The 26,248-nt window shown below is 66.1% G+C and carries 10 protein-coding genes; 8 read left to right on the top strand and 2 right to left on the bottom strand.

Annotated features, from left to right (window positions below; all coding sequences use genetic code 11):
* Positions 1 to 104: 104 nt before the first annotated feature.
* Positions 105 to 1,577: an FMN-binding glutamate synthase family protein gene (locus IPM73_08630; protein ID MBK8918093.1), complete on the top strand. Its 1,473-nt coding sequence runs from the start codon at positions 105 to 107 to the stop codon at positions 1,575 to 1,577.
* Positions 1,578 to 1,646: 69 nt separating this feature from the next.
* Here IPM73_08630 and IPM73_08625 read toward each other — a convergent pair whose 3' ends face one another.
* A complete protein-coding gene (locus IPM73_08625) occupies positions 1,647 to 2,495 on the bottom strand; it encodes a DMT family transporter (protein ID MBK8918092.1) in 849 nt (282 codons plus the stop codon).
* 25 nt (positions 2,496 to 2,520) lie between these two features.
* On the bottom strand, positions 2,521 to 4,002 hold the full coding sequence (locus tag IPM73_08620) for an NAD(P)H-hydrate dehydratase (protein MBK8918091.1): 1,482 nt from the start codon (positions 4,000 to 4,002) through the stop codon (positions 2,521 to 2,523).
* Between the two features lie 246 nt (positions 4,003 to 4,248).
* Here IPM73_08620 and IPM73_08615 point away from each other — a divergent pair, with 246 nt between their 5' ends.
* From IPM73_08615 to IPM73_08585, 7 genes are all read left to right on the top strand, one after another.
* On the top strand, positions 4,249 to 20,268 hold the full coding sequence (locus tag IPM73_08615; protein MBK8918090.1) for a hypothetical protein: 16,020 nt from the start codon (positions 4,249 to 4,251) through the stop codon (positions 20,266 to 20,268).
* Positions 20,269 to 20,471: 203 nt separating this feature from the next.
* Positions 20,472 to 20,963, top strand: coding sequence for a PKD domain-containing protein (locus IPM73_08610; protein MBK8918089.1), 492 nt, complete (start codon positions 20,472 to 20,474; stop codon positions 20,961 to 20,963).
* Between the two features lie 132 nt (positions 20,964 to 21,095).
* Positions 21,096 to 23,201, top strand: coding sequence for a PKD domain-containing protein (locus IPM73_08605; protein MBK8918088.1), 2,106 nt, complete (start codon positions 21,096 to 21,098; stop codon positions 23,199 to 23,201).
* A 203-nt stretch (positions 23,202 to 23,404) separates the two neighbouring features.
* Positions 23,405 to 24,247, top strand: coding sequence for a PKD domain-containing protein (locus IPM73_08600; GenBank protein ID MBK8918087.1), 843 nt, complete (start codon positions 23,405 to 23,407; stop codon positions 24,245 to 24,247).
* Positions 24,196 to 24,363: a hypothetical protein gene (locus IPM73_08595; GenBank protein MBK8918086.1), complete on the top strand. Its 168-nt coding sequence runs from the start codon at positions 24,196 to 24,198 to the stop codon at positions 24,361 to 24,363. Before IPM73_08600 ends, IPM73_08595 begins: the two co-directional genes overlap by 52 nt.
* Before the next feature lie 203 nt (positions 24,364 to 24,566).
* Positions 24,567 to 25,502 (top strand): PKD domain-containing protein, encoded by a 936-nt coding sequence (locus tag IPM73_08590; protein ID MBK8918085.1) that lies wholly within the window; start codon positions 24,567 to 24,569, stop codon positions 25,500 to 25,502.
* Positions 25,503 to 25,654: 152 nt separating this feature from the next.
* Positions 25,655 to 26,206 carry a PEP-CTERM sorting domain-containing protein gene (locus IPM73_08585; GenBank protein ID MBK8918084.1) on the top strand — a complete coding sequence of 184 codons (552 nt, stop codon included), beginning with the start codon at positions 25,655 to 25,657 and terminating at the stop codon, positions 26,204 to 26,206.
* Positions 26,207 to 26,248: the final 42 nt, after the last annotated feature.

Raw genomic sequence — 26,248 nt, 5'->3', positions numbered from 1 at the left:
GATTGCCCAAGCCAGCGCGAAGGTGAGCAGGGACGTCGGGGGCGCAGGATCCGGTTTGCATCGGGTCGGCGGCGAAGCAGACCACCAGGGAGGTGACCGGGATGATGAGCGTATTCCACGTCGGGCTGGGCGTCTTCGTCGCCCTGGTGCTGGCGCTGCTATTGACCTATTGGTACGTGCGGGACATCACCCAGAAGCGCCACTCGGTTCTGCGCAATTACCCCATCATCGGCCACTTGCGCTTTTTCTTCGAGCACCTGGGCGAGTACTTCCGCCAGTATTTCTTCCTCGGTGACAGAGAGGAAATGCCCTTCAACCGGGCCACCCGGGCCTGGGTCTATCGCATGGCGAAGGACGAGGGCGGCATTGTCGGCTTCGGCTCCACCTACGACATCCATGCCCCGGGGGCGCTGCTCTTCGTGAATGCGCCCTTTCCGGTTCTGGAGGCAGACCATCTGCCTACCCCGCCGCTGGCCATAGGCGACGGCCATGTGCATAAGCCCATGGTGGGCCGCTCGGTGGTCAATGTGAGCGGCATGAGTTTCGGGGCCATCTCGCGCCCCGCCGTGCAGGCGCTCTCCCGCGGTGCTGCCTTGGCCGGCTGCTGGGTCGACACCGGCGAGGGTGGCTTGTCGCCCTACCACCTGGAAGGCGGTTGCGACATCATTTTCCAGATCGGCACGGCCAAGTACGGCGTGCGCGACGCCAACGGGCACCTCGATGCGGCGAAGCTGCGGGAAATTGCGGCCCTGGACGCCGTCGGCGCCTTCGAGATCAAGCTTTCCCAGGGGGCCAAGCCGGGCAAGGGCGGCGTTCTGCCGGCGGCCAAGGTCACCGAGGAAATCGCGCGCATCCGGGGCATCCCCATGGGGCGCGATTCCCTCTCCCCCAACCGCCACCCGGAAACCGGCAACATGGACCAGTTGCTCGACATGGTCGAATGGGTGCGGGAAATCACCGGCAAGCCGGTCGGCATCAAGACCGCCATCGGGGGCTGGAATTTCATGCACGAACTGGCAGAGGCCGTGCATCGGCGCGGCTTGCAGGCGGCGCCGGACTTTCTCACGGTGGACGGCGGCGAGGGCGGTTCCGGCGCGGCGCCCCAGGCCCTGGCGGACCACATGGCGCTGTCCATCCTGGAGGCCTTGCCCCGGGTGGTGGACAGCCTCATCGAAACGGGACTGCGGGGGCGCATGCGGGTCATCGCCTCGGGCAAGCTGGTCACCCCGGCCAAGGCGGCCTGGGCGCTGGCCTGTGGCGCCGACTTCGTCAATACGGCCCGCGGCTTCATGTTCTCCCTGGGCTGCATCCAGGCCCTGCGCTGCCACCAGAACACCTGCCCCACCGGGGTGACGACCCACGACCCCAAGCTGCAGCGCGGCCTGGTGGTGGAAGACAAGGCGGAGCGCGTGGCAGCCTACTGCCGCAACATGAATCGAGAAATCGACATGATCGCCCACTCCTGCGGCTTGCATCACGCCCGGGAATTCCGCCGCGAGCACGTGCGCATCATGCAGGTCAGCGGCCACAGCGAAGCCCTCAACCGGCTCTATCCCTATCCGCCGTCGCGGGATTGAGTCCCTGCGCAAATGACCGCGCGCCCCGCGGACGCAGTTGGGCATGACGAGCGGCGGTGAGTGAGATTTTCACCGGCTCTCGGGGTTTGCGGGCGCTGTCCTGATGGCCAGCACGACCCCGCCGGCGACGATGATGGCCATGCCCAGGAAAGCGAGGGCGTCGGGCCAGTGGCCGAAGACCGCGGCGCCCAGCAGGGTGGCCCAGACCAGTTGCAGATAGGTGAAGGGCGACAGGAGGGAGGCCGGGGCGTGGCGGAAGGCCCAGGTGAGGAGGAAGTGGCCGCTGCCGCCCAGGACGCCCAGGGCGCAGATCAGCAGCGCATCGCCCGGGGGAGGGACGACCAGATCGGCGTGGAAGAAGGGCAGAGCAAGACTGGTGACCACGCTCCCCGACAGCGCGGTGTAGAACAGCAGGGTCAGGGTGGATTCACTGGCGGCCAGACGGCGGGTGAGGATCTGGTAGGCGGCGAAGCAGGCTGATGCGCCCAGGGCGAGCCCTGCACCGCTGGGGGTGACGCCCCCTTCCGGCCGGGCGATGAGCAGGACGCCGGCGAAACCGATGAACACGACCCCCCAGCGCAGCGGTGTGAGCCGTTCCCCCAGCAGAGGACCGGCCAGCAGGGCCACCAGCAGGGGGGCGGTGAAGGCGATGGCGGTGGTTTCCGCCAGGGGCATGCGGGCCAGGGCAGCGACGCCGAAGGCCGTGCAGCCGACCAGGAACAGGCCCCGCAGGATGACCAGACGCGGATTCCCGGTGCGTATCAGGCTGCGGCCCAGGCGCGGGCCGAGGATGACGGCCATGAGCAGGAAATGGACGCAGTAGCGTGCCCAGACCAGGAGGGGGACGCTGTAGGACTGCGCCAGATACTTCGCCGTGGCGTCGAGGGCGGCGAAGAAGAAGAGGGAGCAGAAGAGCAGCAGGATTCCCCGCAGGGGATGCTGTTCAGCCACCGCGCAGCCAGCGGTTCAGGAGGCGCCGGCCCGGATCCACCAGTTCGCTCGCGGTGAGGCCCACGGGACCGGAACCGCTTTCCACCAGGGCGTCGGCTGCGGCGCCGTGCAGGTGTACCGCGGCCAGGAGGGCGTTTTCCGGCGTCCAGCCCTGGGCCAGGAGGGCGAGGGTGAAGCCGGTGAGCACGTCGCCGGTGCCCGCCGAGGCGAGGCCCGGGTTGCCGGTGGCGTTGATCCACCATTGGCCCTTGGGGGAAGCGATGACGGTCCCGCACCCCTTGAGGGCCACCTGGGCGTCGAAACGCCAGGCCAGTTCGGTGGCGATGCCGATGCGGTCGGCCTGTACCTCTTCCGGTTCACAGTCCATGAGGCGCGCCGCCTCCAGGGGGTGCGGGGTGAGGAGGGTGGGGGCCGTGCGCTGGGCCACGGCGCTTTGCAGCGCCGATTCGAAGGCGATGAGATTGAGGGCGTCGGCATCGAGAATGACGGGCAGGTCGAGGCCGAGGGCGCGCTCCAGCAGGCTGATGGCGGTGAGGCTGTTGCCCAGGCCGGGACCACAGGCCAGGGCCGTGAGACCGGCCTCCAGGACTCCCTCCGGCCGACGCAGCATGAGTTCCGGGCAAGCCGGGTCGAAGGAAGGGGCCTCCGGATCCACCAGGCCGACATAGACGCGGCCGGCCCCCAGGCGCAGTGCCGCCCGCCCGGCCAGCAGGGAGGCCCCCAGCATGGAGTGGGCGCCGCCGACGATGCCGGCGCTGCCGAAGCTTCCCTTGTGGGTATTGTGCAGGCGGCCCACCAGGGCCTCGGCAAAGAGCGCGGGGGTGACCAGACGCCCGGCGGGCGGGGTCGCGACGGTGAGGTCGAGGCCCAGGGAGGCGATGCGGATCAGGCCGCACTGGTCGGGGCCATCGGCGGTGTGGAGGCCGGGCTTGTCGGCGATGAAGCTCAGGGTGTGGGTGGCCCGGATCGTCGGGTGGTGGGCCCGGCCGGTATCGGCGTTGAGACCCGAGGGGCAGTCGAGGGCCAGGAGGGGGCAGGCGTCGCGGCCGGCCAGGGCGTTGGCGGTCGGAATCCACTCGGCGTAAGGGGATTCGGGGGAGCGGGCCAGACCGATGCCGAACAGGCCGTCGATGATGAGCCCCCAGCGCTCGCCGTCCGGAATGGTCGCGACGGTCGTCCCTCCCGCGGCGAGGAAGTCCGCGTGGGCTGCCCGGGCGTCCGTCGGCAGTGTCTGCGGGTCGGCGACGAAGACGACCCGCACCGCGGCCCCCTGCTGCCTCAGCCGAAGCGCCGCGACGAAGGCATCGCCTCCGTTGTTGCCGGGGCCGGCCAGGACGAGGATGGGGCGGGAAGCTTCCACCGCCAGCGTCGTGGCCCACTCCGCCGCCGTGGCCCCGGCCCGGGCCATGAGCGGCTGATCGGCATGGGCGGATTCCAGATCACGGAGAACGGCGCTGCGCAGGAGGAGTGTCATGACATGGGGTTATATTGAGTGCTGCGTAATGACATGAGGAATGGCCGGGGTAGCGCTGCGGGAGCCGGGTTATGACCAAAGTAGTAGAGCGGCAGCCCCTTGCGGTGTCGAGAAATTTTACACACTCTGGGGAATATTTTGACCCCCCGGCGTGAGGTCGTTGATTCTACGTCAGTGGTCTGCTTATTGCATTCGTCGTGCCCGATTGCCCGCCACGGGCATCCAGAACCCTGAGAGGAGACCAGCATGGCCAAAATTTACAGCGAAGATCAGGTCAACACCTATACCGACAGCGACCAGAGTGACCCCGCTGTCGCGGCACTCACCGGCGGCGGCTACGTCGTCGTGTGGACCTCTCTGACTCAGGATGCAGCGGGAAGCTACGGCATCTATGCCCAGCGCTATACGGCCTTGGGGATTCCGACCGGCCCGGAATTCCGGGTCAATTCCACCACGGCCGGCCATCAGCTCGATTCGAGCGTCGTGGGCCTTTCCGACGGCGGTTTTCTGGTGACCTGGACCGATCAGTCCGGCACGGACGGCTCCAGCTACGGGGTCTATGCCCAACGCTACAACGCCAGCGGCGTGGCTCAGGGCAGCGAATTCCGCGTCAACAGCTACATCAGTGCCGATCAGGGGACGCCCAGCGTGGCGGCCTACACCGGCGGTTTCGTGGTCACCTGGTATTCCAATGGCCAGGATGGCAGCGGCTACGGCGTCTATGCGCAGCGTTACAGCAACGCCGGTGCCGCCCTTGGCCCCGAGTTCCGCGTGAATACCACGACCGGCAGCAACCAGAACGACCCGGACATCGCCGCCAACGCCGATGGCAGCTTCGTCGTGGTGTGGACCGACCAGAGCGGGACCGACGGTTCGAGCTACGGGGTTTACGCCCAGCGCTACGATAGCGCCGGCGTCGCCGCCGGCAGCCAGTTCAAGGTCAATACCTTTGTGAGCGGTGCCCAGTACGAGCCTTCCGTGACGACGCTGGTCGGTGGCGGTTTCGTGGTGGTCTGGCGCTCCGATAGCCAGGATGGCAGCAGTGCCGGCGTCTACGGCCAGCGCTATGACGCGGGCGGTGCTGTGGTGGGAGGGGAATTCCGGGTCAACGAGTCCACCAATGGGGGGCAATATCAGCCCGACGTGACCGCCCTGGCCAACGGCGGCTTCGCCGTCACCTGGTACAACGACAACTACGACGTGTCGGGCAGCGGGACGACCGCGGACGTGTACGTTCGGGAGTATGACGCCAGCGGTGTCGCGACGACGGGGCAGCAAAAGGTCAATACCTTTCCGACCGGTGTCCAGAACGAACCCGCCATCGCCCACCTGGGCAGCGACAATCTTGTCGTCGTCTGGCGGTCCGAAGGTCAGGACGGCAGCAGCGGCGGTGTTTACCAGCAACTCTTCGGGACCGCCGCCGAACTTCCCCGTCAAGGCGATCCTTACCTGGCGGACTTTGCCGGCACCGTCACCTTCGGGGAAAACCTGGTCAATGCCACGCCGCAGGTCATCGACGCCGCCGTCAGCTTCATCGACCCGGATTCGACCGATTTTGCCGGGGGCCGCGTCGAACTGGCGTTCATCCAGTACGGCAGCGCCGAAGACCAGCTCGGCGTCCGCAACCAGGGCGGCGGCGCGGGGCAGATCGGCGTTTCAGGCAGCAACGTGACCTTCAACGACGGAAGCGGCGCCCAGGTCATCGGTACGATCAGCGGGGGCAGCAACGGCGCTGCCCTGGTCGTCACTCTGAACGCCAGCGCCACGGTCGACGCCGTGGAGCAACTGATCCAGAACCTCACCTACGCCAACAGTTCGGGCAGTCCTCAGGCCAGCCGGACCGTTGCGCTGCGCGTCTATGACGGCGACGGTGGTGCCAGCGAGCCGGGGGTGGTCACCATCAACGTGACGCGCGAAGTCGACGGCACGCCGACGGCCTACGGTGAGGAGCAGGTCAATACCTATACGCCCAATCAGCAGCAATGGCCGTCGGCGGCGAAGCTGACGGACGGCAGCTACGTGGTGACCTGGGTGTCCACGGGTCAGGACGGTTCCGGGGACGGCGTCTATGCGCAGCGCTACGCCAACAATGGCGAGGCCCTGGGCCCCGAATTCCGGGTCAACAGTCTGACCGGAGGCGCCCAGGACTGGCCCCAGATCACCGGGCTGACCACGGGCGACTACGTCATTACCTGGCAGGATGTGGGTAACGACGGCAGCGGCTACGGCGTCTACGGTCAGCGCTACAACGCGTCCGGCGTGGCCCAGGGCGTGCAATTCCAGATTCACACCGCCACCAGCGGCACCCAGTACAACGACAACGTCGCCGCCTACGCCAGCGGCTTTACCGGCGTGTGGTCCAACGGCAGCGACATCTACCTGCAACGCTTCGACAACACCGGCGTCAAGATCGGGCCCGAAACCCTGGTCAGCACCGTGGTGGCGGGCGGCACCGCCCAGAGCGGTGCCCAGTACGTACCCGACGCCGCCACCCTGGGCAACGGCAGCGTGGTGATCGTGTGGAGCGACAGTGGCAGCAACGACGGCAGCGTCAACGGGGTCTATGGCCGCATCTACAACCCGGTGGCCAACACTTTCGGCAGCAGCTTCCTGGTCAATACCACGACCAGCGGCGGCCAGAGCAACGGTGGCAATGGTGACTACGCCCCCACCGTGGCGGCCCTTTCCGACGGCACTTTCGTCGTCGTCTGGCCCTCGGACAGCAACGACCCCAGCGGCTGGGCGGTGATGGCCCAGCGCTTCGACGCCAGCGGCAACAAACTGGGCAGCGAATTCCAGGTCAACGAACGAACCCCGGGCAGTCAGTACATCTCCGACGTCACCGCCCTGTCCTCGGGCGGCTTCGTCGTGAGCTGGTACAACGACAACTACGACATCAGCGGCGCCGGCAGCACCAGCGACGTCTACATCCGGGAATACACCAACGCCGGCGTGGCGGTGGACGGCGAGCGCAAGGTCAATACCAATACCTCCAGTACTGAATTCGAACCGTCTGTGGTGGATCTGGGGCAGGGCAACTTCTCGGTGATCTGGAGCGGCCTCAACCACGAAGCCGAATCCCCCAACACCTACGGCATCTACCAGCAACTCTTCGGCGACACCACGGAACTCGCCCGCTCGGCCAGCCCGACGCTGGCCGACTTCATCGGCACCGTCACCTTCGCTGAAAACGCGGTCAATGGCGGCCTGCAAGTGATCGATGCGGCGGTCGGTCTGAGCGACCCGGATTCCGGCAACTTCAACGGCGGCCGGCTCGATCTCTACTACACCCAGAACGGAGCGGTCGAAGACCAGCTGGGCGTGGTCCACCAGGGCACCGGCGCCGGGCAGATCGGTGTTTCCGGCAGCACGGTGAGCTATGGCGGCGCTGCCATCGGCACGATCAGCGGCGGCGTCAACGGCGCCAACCTGGTCATCAACTTCACCAGCAACGCCGCGACGGTGGAAGCGGTGGAAGCCCTCATCCAGCGCCTGGGCTATGCCAACCCCGACTCCAGCCCCAACCCCAGCCGCACCCTGGGCCTGCGGGTCTCCGACGGCGACGGCGGCAGCAGCAATACCAATTCGCTCACCATCAACATCACCCAGGATCTGGACGGTACCCCGACGGCCTACGGTGAGGAGCAGGTCAATACCTACACGCCCAACTATCAGCAATGGCCGTCGGCGGCGAAGCTCACCGACGGCAGCTATGTGGTGACCTGGGTGTCCACGGGCCAGGATGGCTCCGGGGATGGCGTCTATGCGCAACGCTACGCCAACAATGGCGAAGCCATCGGTGCCGAATTCCGGGTCAACAGTCTGACCGGAGGCGCCCAGGACTGGCCCCAGATCACCGGGCTGACCACGGGCGACTACGTCATTACCTGGCAGGATGTGGGTAACGACGGCAGCGGCTACGGCGTCTACGGTCAGCGCTACAACGCGTCCGGCGTGGCCCAGGGCGCGCAATTCCAGATTCACACCGCCACCAGCGGCACCCAGTACCACGACAACGTCGCCGCCTACGCCAGCGGTTTTACCGGCGTGTGGTCCAACGGCAGCGACATCTACCTGCAACGCTTCGACAACACCGGCACCAAGATCGGCCCGGAAACCCTGGTCAGCACCGTGGTGGCGGGCGGCACCGCCCAGAGCGGTGCCCAGTACGTACCCGACGCCGCCACCCTGGGCAACGGCAGCGTGGTGGTCGTGTGGACCGACAGCAGCGGCAACGACGGCAGCGGCTACGGCGTCTATGGCCGCATCTACAACCCGGTGGCCAACACCTTCGGCAGCAGCTTCCTGGTCAACACGACGACCAGCGGCAACCAGAGCCAAACCCCCAACGGAGATTACGTCCCCACCGTCGCTGCGCTCTCCGACGGCACTTTCGTCGTCGTCTGGCCCTCGGACAGCAACGACCCCAGCGGCTGGGCGGTGATGGCCCAGCGCTTCGACGCCAGCGGCAACAAACTGGGCGGCGAATTCCAGGTCAACGAGCAAACCAACGGCAGCCAGTACATCTCCGACGTCACCGCCCTGTCCTCGGGCGGCTTCGTCGTGAGCTGGTACAACGACAACTACGACATCAGCGGCGCCGGCAGCACCAGCGACGTCTACATCCGGGAATACACCAACGCCGGCGTGGCGGTGGACGGCGAGCGCAAGGTCAACAGCAACACCTCCAGTACTGAATTCGAACCGTCTGTGGTGGATCTGGGGCAGGGCAACTTCTCGGTGATCTGGAGCGGCCTCAACCACGAAGCCGAATCCCCCAACACCTACGGCATCTACCAGCAACTCTTCGGCGACACCACGGAACTCGCCCGCTCGGCCAGCCCGACGCTGGCCGACTTCATCGGCACCGTCACCTTCGCTGAAAACGCGGTCAATGGCGGCCTGCAAGTGATCGATGCGGCGGTCGGTCTGAGCGACCCGGATTCCGGCAACTTCAACGGGGGCCGGCTCGATCTCTACTACACCCAGAACGGCGGTGCCGAAGACCAGCTGGGCGTGGTCCACCAGGGCACCGGCGCCGGGCAGATCGGTGTTTCCGGCAGCACGGTGAGCTATGGCGGCACCGCCATCGGCACGATCAGCGGCGGCGTCAACGGCGCCAACCTGGTCATCAGCTTCACCAGCAACGCCGCGACGGTGGAAGCGGTGGAAGCCCTCATCCAGCGCCTGGGCTATGCCAACCCCGACTCCAGCCCCAACCCCAGCCGCACCCTGGGCCTGCGGGTCTCCGACGGCGACGGCGGCAGCAGCAACACCAATTCGCTCACCATCAACATCACCCAGGATCTGGACGGTACCCCGACGGCCTACGGTGAGGAACAGGTCAATACCTACACGCCGAGTCATGAGGATGCGCCGGCCATCGCCACCCTGAGCGGCGGGGGCTACGTGGTGACCTGGGTTTCCCCAAGCCAGGACGGTGCCAGCGACGGCGTCTACGCCCAGCGCTTCACCGCCTCGGGCGTTGCCGTGGGGCCTGAATTCCGGGTCAATACCAGCACCACGGGATCCCAGAACGAACCCACGGTCGCCGGATTGTCCGATGGCGGCTTTGTCGTGGTGTGGACCGATACCAATGGTCTCGACGGCAATAGCTACGGGGTCTATTCCCAGCGCTACGATGCCGCTGGTGTCGCCCTGGGGGGCGAGGCTCTGGTCAATACCTTCACCGCCGGCACCCAGTACCAGCCCAGCGTCGCGTCCTATGGCGGCGGCTACGTGGTGAGTTGGACCTCGAACGGCAATGTGGGCGGCAGTGGCTACGACGTCTATACCCAGCGCTTCAATAACCTCGGCGTCAAGGTGGGGCCGGAGGGCCGGGTCAACACGACCGTGAGCAGCACCCAGGCCGACTCCGATGTCGCGGCGCGCGCCGACGGCAGCCATGTCGTGGTGTGGGTCGATCAGGGCGGCGCCGACGGCAACAGCTACGGGGTCTATGCCCAGCGCCACGATACGGCGGGCAACAAGCTCGGGGCCGAGACCCTGGTCAACACGGAGACCGCCGGGGCCCAGTACGAAGCCACGGTGGCGATGTTGTCCGACAACGGCTTCGTGGTGGTGTGGCGCTCCGACAATCAGGACGGTTCCAGCGCCGGCGTCTACGGCCAGCGTTTCGACAGCGCCGGCACCAAGGTGGGTGGCGAATTCCTGGTCAACGAAACCACCAACGGGGGCCAGTACCAGCCCGATGTCACCGGCTTGTCCACGGGCGGCTTCGTGGTGACCTGGTATAACGACAACTACGACCTCAGCGGCACGGGGACGTCGTCGGACGTCTACATCCGCGAATACGACGCCGCCGGAAACGCCGTGGACGGGCAACGCAAGCTCGAATCCGCCAGCAACAGCACCGAATACCAGCCGGTCATCACCGACCTCGGCAACGGCAACTACGCGGTGGCCTATGTCGATTACGCCACTTCGGCCAGCGGCGGCAACAACACCTACGACGTCGTGCAGCAGATTTTTGGCAACGGCGCCGAGATGCCGCGCCAGGCCAGCCCGGTGCTCGGGGACCTGCTCGTCCAGCGCAACTTCTCCTATACCCTGGCCTCGCCCTACTACGCCGGGAATCCCCAGGTCATCGACACGGACGTGGCGGTCAGCGACAGCGATTCGGCCAACTTCGCCGGGGGCAGCCTGATCGTCGAATTCCTCGACGGCACGGCGGTCAGCCACGCCAATGAAACCGTCGCCGTGCGCAACCAGGGAACCGGCGCCGGCCAGATCGGCGTTTCCGGCAGCGATGTCAGCTACGGCGGGGTCACTATCGGGACTTTCAGCGGGGGTACTGCCGGCACCAACCTGGTGGTGAGCCTCAATGCCAGCGCCGACGCCGCAGCCACCCGGGCCCTGGTGGAAAACATCACCTACGTGAATACGGTGCCGGGCGCCAGCCAGACCGACCGCTATATCGGCTTCCGCCTCTTCGACGGCGACGGCGGCGCCAGTCAGTCCTCCGACGTGCTGGTCCGTATCCAGGCGACCGTCACGCCGACGACCGTGGACCTCCAGGACGTGGCCCCCTTGGTCACCCTGGGCGAAACCCAGGCCCAGGCGGGCGTCGTGCTCGATTCCGCCGTGCAGCTGGTCTACAGCGGCGCCAACAGCTTCAACGGCGGCAGCCTCACGGTCTCCTATGTTTCCAGCACCGGCCGGGCCGAGGATCAACTTTCCATTCGCCACGAGGGCAACGCGGCCGGTCAGGTGGGTGTTTCGGGCAGCAATGTAAGCGTCGGCGGCACGGTCATCGGCACCATCAATGCCGCTGATACCGGTGCCAACGGTGACCAGTTGGTGATCAATTTCAACGCCAACGCCACCGATCAGGCCATCGAGCGGGTCATCGAGAATCTCAGCTACCAGACCACGTCGGACGGCCCCAACGCCAGCCGCACGATTTCCATCGTCGTGCGCGACAGTGCCAGCACCGCCAGTACCGCCAGCCAGGTGGTCATCAACGTCACGCCGGAAATAGACGGTGCGGTGAAACTCTTCGGCGAGCGGCAGGTGAACACCTTTGAGGCGAACGAGCAGCATGTCCCGGTGGTGGCGGGCCTGCAGGGGGCCAACGACGGTTCCTACGTGGTGGTGTGGCGCTCCTACACCCAGGATGGCGACAGCTACGGCATCTACGGTCAGCGCTACGACGCCAAGGGCGCTGCGGTGGGGGCCGAGTTCCAGGTCAACAGCAATACCCTGGGGGCTCAGGTCGAACCGGAAGTCACCTCCCTGGCCAACGGCGGCTACGTGGTGGTGTGGACCGACCAGAGCGGTCTGGACGGTTCCAGCTACGGCGTCTATGCGCAGATCTACAACGCCAGCGGGGCCAAGGTCGGGGGGCAGTTCCTGGCGAGCACGACGACCACGAGCACCCAGTACGAACCGTCGGTGGTCGGACTCTCGGACGGCAGCTTCGTCGTCGCCTACCGCAGCGACTACAAGGATGCCACCTATCTCAGCGGGGACAATGCGCTGGCCCGGCGGTTTGACGCCAGCGGCAACCCGTTGACGGCGGAATTCACCCTCAACAGCACCACCAGCGGCACCCAGTACAACCCGCGCTTGGCCGCCCTGGGGGGAGGACAGTTCGTCGCCCTCTACGGCGACGCCAGCGGCAACGACGGCAGCAGCTACGGCGTGTTTGCCAAGCTCTTCAATGCCGACGGCAGCGTTGCGGCGGTCGAGCAGGTGGCCACCGCCACGGTGAGCGGTCAGCAGTCGGGCCACGACGTGGCGGCCTTGAGCGGAGGCGGCTACGTGGCGGTATGGTGGTCGGCGGACAACCACATCCACGGCCAGCGCTTCAATGCGGCCGGGGCCAAGGCCGGGGGCGAATTCCAGGTCAGCACCGTCGATACGGCGGCCTCCAACAACTTCGCCCGGGTGACGGCGCTGGACAGCGGCGGCTTCGTGGTGGCCTGGGACGTGAATGGTGGTGCGGGTGGCAGCGCCCAGGACATCTTCGTCCAGCAATTCGACGCCGCCGGCACCAAGATCGACGGCCCGACCCTGGTGAATAGCACCATCGCCAGCACCCAGTACTACGCCGACATCGCCGGGCTCTCTGGCAGCAACTTCGTGGTCACCTGGGCGGGGTACAACCAGGAAAGCAACACCGCCAACACCTACGGCATCTTCAGCCAGATCATGGGCACGGCGGGTTCCATCACCCGTTCGGCGGCGCCGGAACTGGTGGACGTGGTGTCCAGCGTCACCTTCGGCGAAAACCTGGTCAATGCCACGCCGCAACTGATCGACAGTGCGGTCAAGCTCACCGATACCGATTCCGCCAGCTTCAACGGCGGGCAACTGGTGGTGGCCAGCATCCCGGCGGGCCAGAACCAGGCGGATCATCCCTTCAACCAGGATCAGATCGCCATCCAAAACGAAGGCAATGGCGCTGGGCAGGTGGGGGTGTCGGGCAGCAACGTCAGCTACGGCGGCACGGTGATCGGCACCATCGCCAGCAATGGTGCCAACGGCGCCAATCTGGTGGTCAATCTCAACGCCAACGCGACGGCTCAGGCCGTCGAGGCGGTCATCGAACACCTGACCTACGCCAATCCCTCGACCGACCCCGCGAGCACCCGCCTCATCAGCATTCAGGTGAGCGACGGCGCCGGCGGCGCCAGCGCGCCGCGCACCGTGCAGATCAACGTCACGCCGGAAGTGGACGGTGCGGTAAAGCTGTTTGGTGAGCGGCAGGTGAACACCTACGAGGCGGACGAGCAGCACGTTCCGGTGGTGGCCGGCCTGCAGGGGGCCAACGACGGCGGCTACGTGGTGGTATGGCGCTCCAACGCCCAGGATGGAGCCAGCTACGGCATCTACGGTCAGCGCTACGACGCCAAGGGCGCTGCGGTGGGGGCCGAGTTCCAGGTCAACAGTAATACCCTGGGGGCTCAGGCCGAGCCGGAAGTCACTTCCCTGGCCAACGGCGGCTACGTGGTGGTGTGGACCGACCAGAGCGGACTCGACGGTTCCAGCTACGGCGTCTATGCGCAGATCTACAACGCCAGCGGGGCCAAGGTCGGGGGGCAGTTCCTGGCCAATACCAGCGCCACCAGCAACCAATACGAGCCGGCTGTGGTGGGGCTCTCGGACGGCAGCTTCGTCGTCGCCTACCGCAGCGACTACAGCAACGCCTCGTCGAGCTACGTCTACGACGTGCTGGCCAAGCGCTACGACGCCAGCGGCAACCTCTTGACGGCGGAATTCACCCTCAACAGCACGACCACCGGCACCCAGTACAACCCGCGGCTGGCGGCCCTGGGGGGAGGGCAGTTCGTCGCCCTTTACGGCGATGCCAGCGGCAACGACGGCGACGGCTACGGCGTGTTTGCCAAGCTCTTCAATGCCGACGGCAGCGTTGCGGCGGTCGAGCAGGTGGCCACCGCCACGGTGAGCGGTCAGCAGTCGGGCCACGACGTGGCGGCCTTGAGCGGAGGCGGCTACGTGGCGGTATGGTGGTCGGCGGACAACCACATCCACGGCCAGCGCTTCAATGCGGCCGGGGCCAAGGCCGGGGGCGAATTCCAGGTCAGCACCGTCGATACGGCGGCCTCCAACAACTTCGCCCGGGTGACGGCGCTGGACAGCGGCGGCTTCGTGGTGGCCTGGGACGTGAATGGTGGTGCGGGTGGCAGCGCCCAGGACATCTTCGTCCAGCAATTCGACGCCGCCGGCACCAAGATCGACGGCCCGACCCTGGTGAATAGCACCATCGCCAGCACCCAGTACTACGCCGACATCGCCGGGCTCTCTGGCAGCAACTTCGTGGTCACCTGGGCGGGGTACAACCAGGAAAGCAACACCGCCAGTACCTACGGCATTTTCAGCCAGATCATGGGTACGGCGGGTTCCATCACCCGCTCGGCGGCGCCGGAACTGGTGGACGTGGTGTCCAGCGTCACCTTCGGCGAAAACCTGGTCAATGCCACGCCGCAACTGATCGACAGCGCGGTGCGGCTCAGTGACAGCGATTCCGCCAACTTCAACGGCGGACAACTGGTGGTCAGCGTCATCTCCGGCTACGGCAGCATCGAGCAGGCCCAGTTGCCGCAGAATCCTGAACTGCAGGACGTTTTTGCCATCCGCCACCAGGGGAGCGGAGCGGGGCAGGTGGGGATTTCCGGCAGCACTGTCAGCTACGGCGGAACGGCCATCGGCAGCATCACCTCCGATGGCAGCAATGGCCACGACCTCATCATCACCTTCAACGCCAATGCCACGGCCGTGGCGATCGAAGCGGTGATCGAGAACCTGACCTATGCCAACACCTATTCCAATCCGGTGCCCTCCCGCACGGTGAGCATTCAGGTCAGCGACGGGGCGGGCGGGGCCAGCGTGCCCAGCGTGGTGGAGATCAACGTCACGCCCGAATACGACGGTGCCCAAGCCTTGTATGAGGAGGAAGTGGTCAATACCTACACCCCGGACCAGCAGTACGCTCCGGCCATGGCGCGTCTCGCCGACGGCGGCTACGTGACCGTGTGGCAGTCCGCTGGCCAGGACGGTTGGGGTTTTGGCATCTACGGACAGCGCTACAACGCGCAGGGGGTGGCGGTCGGCAACCAGTTCCAGGTCAATGACTACACCCCCAATGATCAGGTCACGCCGGTGGTCTCCAGCCTCGCTGGCGGGGGCTTCGTGGTGGTCTGGAGCGACCAGGATGGGCGCGACGGCAGTGGTTACGGGCTCTTCGGCCAGCGTTACGACGCCAACGGCCTGCAGGTGGGCAATGACTTCATCGTCAATACCACGACGACCAGCAACCAGTATCAACCGACCATGGTCAGCGTCCCGGGCGGCGGTTTCATCGTCGCCTGGTATTCCGACGGCTCCAAGGACGGTCGCAGCGCAGACGTCTTCTTCCAGCGTTTCGACAACAACGGTTCGCCCCAGGGGGCGGAAACCCGGGCCAACAGCAGCACGGGTTTCGAGAGCAGTGCCCAGTACGAGCCTTCCATTGCCCTGCTGAACGACGGCAGCTTCGTCGTCACCTGGCGCTCGGACAGCCAGGATGGCAGCAATGCCGGGGTATTCGGGCAGCGCTTCGCGGCCAACGGTACGACCCTGGGCAGCGAGTTCCGCATCAATACCTTCACGGAAAACCACCAGTACGAGCCGAGCATCGCGGCGCTGACCGGGGGCGGCTTCGTGGTGAGCTGGACTTCCTACTTCCAGGATGGTGGAAGCAGCACGGGCGTCTTCGCCCAGCGCTACGCCAACGACGGCACACCCCTGGGCAGCGAGTTCCGGGTCAATACCACCACCGCCAGCAGCGAGCAGCAACCTTCGGTGACGGCCCTCGCCAATGGCGGCTTCGTCGTCGCCTGGAGCAACGGCAGCCAGATCTACGCCCAGCAGTACAACGCCGCCGGCGTGGCGGTGGATGGCGAGATCCGCGTCGACGTCCAGGACAACAACTGGGCTGTAGAGCCGGTGGTCCTGGGGCTGAACAACGGTAATTTCGTCATCAGTTGGCAGGACTATCAGGATGACGCCAGCGCCAACACCTATGGCATCTTCCAGCGGCTCTTTGGCAACCCGGCCGATTTCTCCCGCCAGACGGCTCCCCTCATCGTCGATCTGGCGAGCAGCGTCACCTTCGTCGAGAACGATGTGAACCTCACGCCCCAGGTCATCGACGCGGGGATTGGCCTGTTCGATCCGGATTCCGCCAATTTCGACGGCGGACGGCTGGAGGTGGACTACATCAGCGGCTACGGCGGCCAGGACCAGCTCGGCTTCCAGGGCCTGGAAAACCAGGATCAGTTGGGCATCCGCAGCGAGGGCAACGGGCCCACCCAGGTCAGCGTCTCCGGCCTGAACGTGTTTTACAGCGGCGTCCAGATCGGCACCATCACCGCCAATGGCGCCAACCACGGCAAGCTGGTGGTGGTCTTCAATGCCAACGCCACGGTGGAGGGCGTCGAGTCGGTGATCGAAAACCTCACCTACCAGAATACGGCCAGCAACCCCTTCACCAGCCGTACGGTATCCGTGCGCCTGACCGACGGCGACGGTGGGGCCAGTGACGCCCATTTCATCACCCTCAACGTGACGCCCTCGGTGGATGGCGCGGTCGCCACCGGGCTGGAGCGCACGGTCAACACCACCGTCGCCGGCAATCAGGTGGAACCCTCGATCGCCCATCTTTCCGACGGTGGTTACGTGGTGGTGTGGACCGATCAGGGCGGGGCCGATACCAGCAGCTACGGGGTCTACGGGCAGCGCTACGATGCCGACAACAATGCCGTCGGGTCGGAATTCAAGGTCAATACCTTTGTCACCGGGACGCAGTACGAACCCCAGGTGGTGGGTTTGACCGGCGGCGGCTTCGTCGTCGTCTGGCGCTCCGACAACCAGGACGGTTCCAGCGCCGGCGTCTATGCCCAGCGTTACAACGCCAGCGGTGTCGCCCAGGGGGGCGAGTTCCGGGTCAACGAAAGCACCCCTGGCGGCCAGTACCAGCCCGACGTGGCAGCGCTGAACAACGGTGGCTTCGCCGTGACCTGGTACAACGACAACTTCGACGCGTCGGGTACCGGCAGCTACGGCGATATCTACATTCGCGAATACACCGCCGCCGGCGTGGCGACCACCGGCCAGATCAAGGCCAACACGCCAACCGCCAGTCCGACCTACCAGTACGAGCCGGCCATCGCCGTGCTGGGTGACGGCAGCTTCGTGGTGACCTGGCGCTCGGACGGTCAGGATGGAAGTTCCGCCGGGGTGTACGCCCAGCATTTCAACGCCAGCGGCGGGGCCCTGGGCAGCGAGTTCAAGGTCAATACCACCATCAGCAGCGACCAGTTCAATCCGGACGTGGCGGCGCTCAAGGACGGCGGCTATATCGTCACCTGGACCTCGACGAGTCAGGACTTGAGCGGTTACGGTGTCTTCGCCCAGCGCTACGATGCGGCGGGAGCCCCGGTTGGCACCGAGTTCCGGGTCAATACGACGACTTCCAGCAACCAGCACGATTCGGCCGTCACTGCCCTGGAAAACGGCGGCTGGGTGGTGACCTGGACCGACGATAGCGGTTCCGACGGCAGCGGTTCCGGAGTGTTCATGCAGCAGTACGACTCCGCCGGACGTCAGCTCGACGGACAGACCCGGGTCAATAGCTACACCTACAGCACGCAGAATCAACCGACCGTCGCCAGCATGGCCGACGGTGGTTTCGTCGTGGCCTACAGTTCCCACGTCTCTTCCGGCGACGGCAACGGGGACGGCCTGCCCGACGGCGGCAACAACACGCAAGAAATCCACTTGCAGCGCTACAGCAATACCGCGCCGGTATTGAGTGACGTGTCGGTCAATGGCCAGGAAGATGCCTCACTGGTCCTGACCGCCGCCCTGTTCATTTCCGGCTTCAACGATCCGGAAGGCCAGAACCTCGCTGCCATCAAGATCACCACCTTGCCGGCCAGCGGCACGGTCAAGCTGGATGGCGTGGCCATCGTGCCGGGACAGGAAATCAGCCTGGCCGACCTGCAGGCCAACAAGCTGACCTATCAGGGCAATCTGAACTTCTTCGGGCTGGACCAGTTCGCCTGGACGGGGAGCGACGGGGTTTCCTTCGCCTCGACGCCGGTCCATACCAACATCAACCTGGCCAACGTCAATGATGCGCCGGGCCTCGGTGTGGGGGCCGACGGTACCGCTTCGGAAGGCAGTTTCTTCACCCATGCCCTGACCCTCGGCAACCCGGATCCGGACACTGTCCAGGTCACGGTGAATTGGGGCGACGGCTCGGCCAACTCGGTCTACAACACCAGCCAGAGCCTGCTCAATATCGGCCACACCTATGCCGACAACGGCGTCTATACGGTGTCCGTCACCGCCAACGACAGCCAGGGGCAAGCCAACAGCGTCGAAAACGGCAGCTTCCAGATGACGGTGAGCAATGTGGCGCCGGACCTCGGCCTGTCGGGCAACACCAGTGTCGAGCAGAATCAGGTCTATACGCTGACCCTCGGCAATGTCTTCGACCCCGGTACCGATACGGTGAGCGAATACCGCATCGACTGGGGCGATGGCTCCGGTATCCAGACCATTCTGGCGGGCAGCCTGCCAGGCAACAGGCAGGTCACCCACAGCTATACCGGCGTGGGCCCAAAGACCATCGGAGTCAGCCTGGTCGATGAGGATGGCACCTTCAATACCGTCGAAACCAAGGCGATCACCGTCAGTGCGCCCGCCGAGGTGCTCACCGTCGATGCCGGTGCGGACCGTACGGTGAACGAGGGCAGCTTCTTCGTCCAGACGATCAATTTCACCGATCCCACCGACGCCGGCACGGCGGGCAGGCTCTACACCGTGGATTGGGGCGATGGCTCGACCTCCAGCGGGCGTACCTTCAACGCCAGTTCGCTCGATGTGGGTCACACCTACGCCGACGGCAACGCCAATTACACGGTTTCCGTCACCCTCGACGACGATGGCGCCCAGCAGGGAAGCGACAGCTTCGCCGTCACGGTCAATAATGTGGCTCCGACCCTGAACCTGGGTGGGAATGCCACCACGCCGGAGGGCAGCCTGTATACCCTGAACATCGGGCGCAGTGATCCGGGGGCGGATACCGTCACCAGTTACAGTGTCGATTGGGGCGACGGCAGCGCAGCCACTGTGCTGACGGCAGCGCAGCTTGCAGCCCAGAGCGGCAACGTGACCCACACCTACCTCGACGGCAACGCCAATCGCACCATCACCGTCCAGGCGACGGACGAAGACGGCACCTGGTCCAACACCAAGGCCGTCACGGTGAATGACGTTGCCCCCAGCATCGCGCTTTCGGGTAACGCAACGGTCAATGAGGGCTCGACCTATACCCTGACTCTGGGGGCCGTCACCGACCCGGGTCAGGACACCGCCAGCAGCTACACCATCGATTGGGGCGACGGCAACGCCGAAGTGGTCACTAGCCTGGGCAACTACAACCACGTCTATGCCGATGGAAGCGCCAATCGCACCATCAGCGTGGTGGTGACGGACGAAGAGGGCGCCCATGCCAACGCGGGTTCGCTCAACGTGACGGTCAACAACGTCGCGCCTACCCTCAACCTGACCGGGAATGCCACGACACCGGAGGGCAGCGTTTACACCCTCAATATCGGTCACAGCGATCCTGGGGCCGACACCCTATCCAGCTACACCATCAACTGGGGCGACGGTTCGGCCAATACGGTCGTCAGTGCCGCCCAGCTTGCGTCCCAGAGCGGCAATGTCACCCACAGTTTTGCTGACGGCGCGGCCAATTTCACCATTTCCGTACAGGCTACGGACGAGGACGGCACCTGGTCCAACACCAAGGCGATCACGGTCAACAACGTGGCCCCGACGGCTGCGGTGACGGGCGCCGACAGCGTGAGCGAAGGCAGTGTTTACACGCTGAACGTGGGCGCGGTCGTCGAACCAGGAGCGGACACCCGGACGGGCTACAGCATCGACTGGGGCGACGGCAGCACCCAGGCGCTCACGGTGGCCCAATGGGCGGCGGCGGCAGGGAGCTTCACCCACACCTACGCCGACGGCGGCAATGGGGGCACGGCGCGCAACATCGTCGTGCAAGCCACGGACGAAGACGGCACCTTCACCCTGGGCAGCAAGGCCCTGACGGTGAACAACGCGGCGCCCAGCCTGATCCTCAGCGGCAACGCCAACACCAACGAAGGCGCCAGCTACGTTCTGCACATCGAAGGCAGCGACGCCGGAGGAGCGGCCGACCCCTGAGCTACGACATCGACTGGGGCGACGGCAGTGCCGTCCAGACCCTGACGGCGGCCCAACTGGCGGCCCTGTCCGGGAACGTCGGCCACGTCTATGCCGACGACCAGGACGGCGCGACCAACGCCACCCCGCGCACCATCAGCGTCACCGCCAACGACGGCGACGGCGGCAGCACCAACCAGACCCAGGGCGTCACGGTGAACAACGTGGCCCCGACCGTTGCCCTCAGCGGTGCGGCCGCAGTCGAAGTGGGGCAGAGCTACACCCTCAACCTGGGGGCGGTGACCGATCCGGGCACCGACACCGTGAGCAGCTACCTCATTGACTGGGGCGACGGCAACAGCCAGACCGTCAACAGCGGCGGCAACGTCAGCCACACCTACGGCAGCACCGGCAACTACACCATCGGCGTCAGCCTCAGCGACGAAGACGGCACCTTCGCCAACCCCACCACGGTGGCTGTCGCGGTCAATGCCGCCACCGCCACCCTCAGTCTGGAAGCCGGCGCCAACGCGGCGCTGGACGAAGGCGCCACCTTCAGCCGCAACCTCAGCTTCAGCGACGGCGAAGACAACGGCGCCGCCGGCTGGACCTACAGCATCGACTACGGTGACGGCACGGTGGTCAATGGCAGCACCCTGGTCAAGAACCTCGACCTCAACCACGTCCTGGTGACGGCGACGCCACCCGGACGGTGACCGTCAGCCTGACCGACGTCGCCGGCGAAACCGCCAGCGACAGCTTCCAGGTCCAGGTCAACAACGTGGCCCCGACGGCTGCGGTGACGGGCGCCGACAGCGTGAGCGAAGGCAGTGTTTACACGCTGAACGTTGGGCGCGGTCGTCGAACCAGGAGCGGACACCCGGACGGGCTACAGCATCGACTGGGGCGACGGCAGCACCCAGGCGCTCACGGTGGCCCAATGGGCGGCGGCGGCAGGGAGCTTCACCCACACCTACGCCGACGGCGGCAATGGGGGCACGGCGCGCAACATCGTCGTGCAAGCCACGGACGAAGACGGCACCTTCACCCTGGGCAGCAAGGCCCTGACGGTGAACAACGCGGCGCCCAGCCTGATCCTCAGCGGCAACGCCAACACCAACGAAGGCGCCAGCTACGTTCTGCACATCGAAGGCAGCGACGCCGGAGGAGCGGCCGACCCCCTGAGCTACGACATCGACTGGGGCGACGGCAGTGCCGTCCAGACCCTGACGGCGGCCCAACTGGCGGCCCTGTCCGGGAACGTCGGCCACGTCTATGCCGACGACCAGGACGGCGCGACCAACGCCACCCCGCGCACCATCAGCGTCACCGCCAACGACGGCGACGGCGGCAGCACCAACCAGACCCAGGGCGTCACGGTGAACAACGTGGCCCCCACGGCCAGCGTGACGGGCGCCGACAGCGTGAGCGAAGGCAGTGTTTACACGCTGAACGTTGGGTCGGTGGTCGAACCTGGAACGGACACCCGGACGGGCTACAGCATCGACTGGGGCGACGGCAGCACCCAGGCACTCACGCCGGCCCAATGGGCGGCGGCGGCAGGGAGCTTCACCCACACCTACGCCGACGGCGGCAATGGGGGCACGGCGCGCAACATCGTCGTGCAAGCCACGGACGAAGACGGCACCTTCACCCTGGGCAGCAAGGCCCTGACGGTGAACAACGCGGCGCCCAGCCTGATCCTCAGCGGCAACGCCAACACCAACGAAGGCGCCAGCTACGTTCTGCACATCGAAGGCAGCGACGCCGGAGGAGCGGCCGACCCCCTGAGCTACGACATCGACTGGGGCGACGGCAGTGCCGTCCAGACCCTGACGGCGGCCCAACTGGCGGCCCTGTCCGGGAACGTCGGCCACGTCTATGCCGACGACCAGGACGGCGCGACCAACGCCACCCCGCGCACCATCAGCGTCACCGCCAACGACGGCGACGGCGGCAGCACCAACCAGACCCAGGGCGTCACGGTGAACAACGTGGCCCCGACCGTTGCCCTCAGCGGTGCGGCCGCAGTCGAAGTGGGGCAGAGCTACACCCTCAACCTGGGGGCGGTGACCGATCCGGGCACCGACACCGTGAGCAGCTACCTCATTGACTGGGGCGACGGCAACAGCCAGACCGTCAACAGCGGCGGCAACGTCAGCCACACCTACGGCAGCACCGGCAACTACACCATCGGCGTCAGCCTCAGCGACGAAGACGGCACCTTCGCCAACCCCACCACGGTGGCTGTCGCGGTCAATGCCGCCACCGCCACCCTCAGTCTGGAAGCCGGCGCCAACGCGGCGCTGGACGAAGGCGCCACCTTCAGCCGCAACCTCAGCTTCAGCGACGGCGAAGACAACGGCGCCGCCGGCTGGACCTACAGCATCGACTACGGTGACGGCACGGTGGTCAATGGCAGCACCCTGGTCAAGAACCTCGACCTCAACCACGTCTACGGTGACGGCGACGCCACCCGGACGGTGACCGTCAGCCTGACCGACGTCGCCGGCGAAACCGCCAGCGACAGCTTCCAGGTCCAGGTCAACAACGTGGCCCCGACGGCTGCGGTGACGGGCGCCGACAGCGTGAGCGAAGGCAGTGTTTACACGCTGAACGTGGGCGCGGTCGTCGAACCAGGAGCGGACACCCGGACGGGCTACAGCATCGACTGGGGCGACGGCAGCACCCAGGCGCTCACGGTGGCCCAATGGGCGGCGGCGGCAGGGAGCTTCACCCACACCTACGCCGACGGCGGCAATGGGGGCACGGCGCGCAACATCGTCGTGCAAGCCACGGACGAAGACGGCACCTTCACCCTGGGCAGCAAGGCCCTGACGGTGAACAACGCGGCGCCCAGCCTGATCCTCAGCGGCAACGCCAACACCAACGAAGGCGCCAGCTACGTTCTGCACATCGAAGGCAGCGACGCCGGAGGAGCGGCCGACCCCTGAGCTACGACATCGACTGGGGCGACGGCAGTGCCGTCCAGACCCTGACGGCGGCCCAACTGGCGGCCCTGTCCGGGAACGTCGGCCACGTCTATGCCGACGACCAGGACGGCGCGACCAACGCCACCCCGCGCACCATCAGCGTCACCGCCAACGACGGCGACGGTGGCAGCACCAACCAGACCCAGGGCGTCACGGTGAACAACGTGGCCCCGACCGTTGCCCTCAGCGGTGCGGCCGCAGTCGAAGTGGGGCAGAGCTACACCCTCAACCTGGGGGCGGTGACCGATCCGGGCACCGACACCGTGAGCAGCTACCTCATCGACTGGGGCGACGGCAACAGCCAGACCGTCAACAGCGGCGGCAACGTCAGCCACACCTACGGCAGCACCGGCAACTACACCATCGGCGTCAGCCTCAGCGACGAAGACGGCACCTTCGCCAACCCCACCACGGTGGCTGTCGCGGTCAATGCCGCCACCGCCGCCCTCAGTCTGGAAGCCGGCGCCAACGCGGCGCTGGACGAAGGCGCCACCTTCAGCCGCAACCTCAGCTTCAGCGACGGCGAAGACAGCGGCGCCGCCGGCTGGACCTACAGCATCGACTACGGTGACGGCACGGTGGTCAATGGCAGCACCCTGGTCAAGAACCTCGACCTCAACCACGTCTACGGTGACGGCGACGCCACCCGGACGGTGACCGTCAGCCTGACCGACGTCGCCGGCGAAACCGCCAGCGACAGCTTCCAGGTCCAGGTCAACAACGTGGCCCCGACGGCTGCGGTGACGGGCGCCGACAACGTGAGCGAAGGCAGTGTGTACACGCTGAACGTTGGGTCGGTGGTCGAACCTGGAACGGACACCCGGACGGGCTACAGCATCGACTGGGGCGACGGCAGCACCCAGGCACTCACGCCGGCCCAATGGGCGGCGGCGGCAGGAGCTTCACCCACACCTACGCCGACGGCGGCAATGGGGGCACGGCGCGCAACATCGTCGTGCAAGCCACGGACGAAGACGGCACCTTCACCCTGGGCAGCAAGGCCCTGACGGTGAACAACGCGGCGCCCAGCCTGATCCTCAGCGGCAACGCCAACACCAACGAAGGCGCCAGCTACGTTCTGCACATCGAAGGCAGCGACGCCGGAGGAGCGGCCGACCCCTGAGCTACGACATCGACTGGGGCGACGGCAGTGCCGTCCAGACCCTGACGGCGGCCCAACTGGCGGCCCTGTCCGGGAACGTCGGCCACGTCTATGCCGACGACCAGGACGGCGCGACCAACGCCACCCCGCGCACCATCAGCGTCACCGCCAACGACGGCGACGGCGGCAGCACCAACCAGACCCAGGGCGTCACGGTGAACAACGTGGCCCCGACGCTCGCCGTGGGGGGCGCTTCTTCGGGCCTGGTGGGCCAGAACTACGTGCTCAATCTCGGCGCGATCACCGATCCCGGTACGGATGCCGTCATCAGCTATCAGATCGACTGGGGCGACGGCAACACGCAGACGGTTCTGGCAGGCGGGAATGTGAATCACGTCTACGGTGCGACGGGCCACTACGCCGTTCAGGTGGGGCTGACCGACGATGATGGAAGCCACGCCAACGCCGGCAGCCACAACGTCGAGATCGATCCCTATCTCGTGCGTATCGGACAGGCTCCGGATCGTCAGACCGGAACAGGGGGTCAGTGGGCGGCAGCCTGGAATCACGCCGACGTGACCGTGCTTCACAAGGCGAATTCCACCAGCGTCGTGGAGGACTGGACGCCCGTGAGATTCAGTGGTCTCAGTCCCCAACTGCTCAGTGGGGGCGATATCTACGCGGGTGACCTGGGGGTCAGCGGCCAGTCCCTGGCGACCAGTTCAGTGCGCCAGGAAATCGACGGAAACGAAGGCCTGCGCTTCAATCTGGATGGCGAAGCCGACGCCGTGACGGTCAATCTGTCGCGCTTCTTCATCCAGGACGATGGCAGCCTCTTTGCCGAAGCCGGACGCCTGAGGCTTCTCGATGCAAACGGCGCCGTCGTCGGGGAGGCGGTCTTCCACGCCAGTTCCGCTGCTGGCAGCAAGCAGGTCACGCTGACCGGACAGGATCATTTCGTCGCGGTCGAGCTCAACGCCGGGGTCTATGACGGAAGTGATTTTGTCTTCGGCGGCTACGCCAACGCCAATGGAAGCTTCGCGACCGGGCCGACGACGGATGCAGTCGGAGGCCGGCATGGCTCCGATTTCCTCGTCGATTCCATCGAATTCAATTTCGTCGCCGTGGGGGTTCCGCAGCAGGATCAGAATCTCATTTGACCATCCCTGGGGGCGATGTTTGCCCCCAGGGTGTCGGAATTCTTTACGGTCGCCTGCCATGCATTGAGCTAAGTCGATGAATGCAATGAAGTGTTTTTCCTGGTATCGGTTTTGCTTTAAGGAAGCCGATACCAAAAAACTCTGGAGCGGTCATGTCGGTCAATGTCAAAAAAATCCTGTGCGCCGTCGGCTTGCTTGCCCTCAGCGGCTTGTCCCAGGCGGCCGTGCTGTTCGAGCGCGCGCCTTCTGCCTCCTTGGGCGGGGTGCAGGCTGATGCTTCGACGGGCTCCTATAGCCAGAGCTTCGGCTCCCTGGCGGGCGCGACACTCGATTCGATCACCTGGTGGGGTTTCCATTTCGATGCGCCGGCTGGCGGGAATGCCTTCACGGTTGCCTTGGGCGGGAACATCCTCACGGGAGTCCTGAGTTCCACGGACGTCGGCAATGCGCAGGAACTCTATCGCTACACGCTCGATATCACGGACGTGGTGCTCACGGGCAGCGATACCACGCTGGAAATCGTCAATGATAGCTTCGATGTGCAATGGGCTTGGCAGGATGCCGTCGGGGGGGCGACCGCTGGCCTGACGGCGTTCAGACTGGAAGGGACCCGCGCTGGCCAGCCGGTTCCCGAGCCGGGAGTCCTGGGTTTGCTGGGGCTGGCTCTCGTGGCGGGCGCGATAGCCCGCAAGAGGATCCGCTGAAGTCCGGGTGGGTGAGTTCAAAAGCCGGCGCTGCCGGCTTTT

The organism is Betaproteobacteria bacterium, assembly GCA_016720065.1.
Taxonomy (GTDB): domain Bacteria; phylum Pseudomonadota; class Gammaproteobacteria; order Burkholderiales; family Rhodocyclaceae; genus SSSZ01.
Note: the sequence above shows the minus strand (reverse complement) of the source record. Positions and strands in the feature narration are given on the sequence as shown.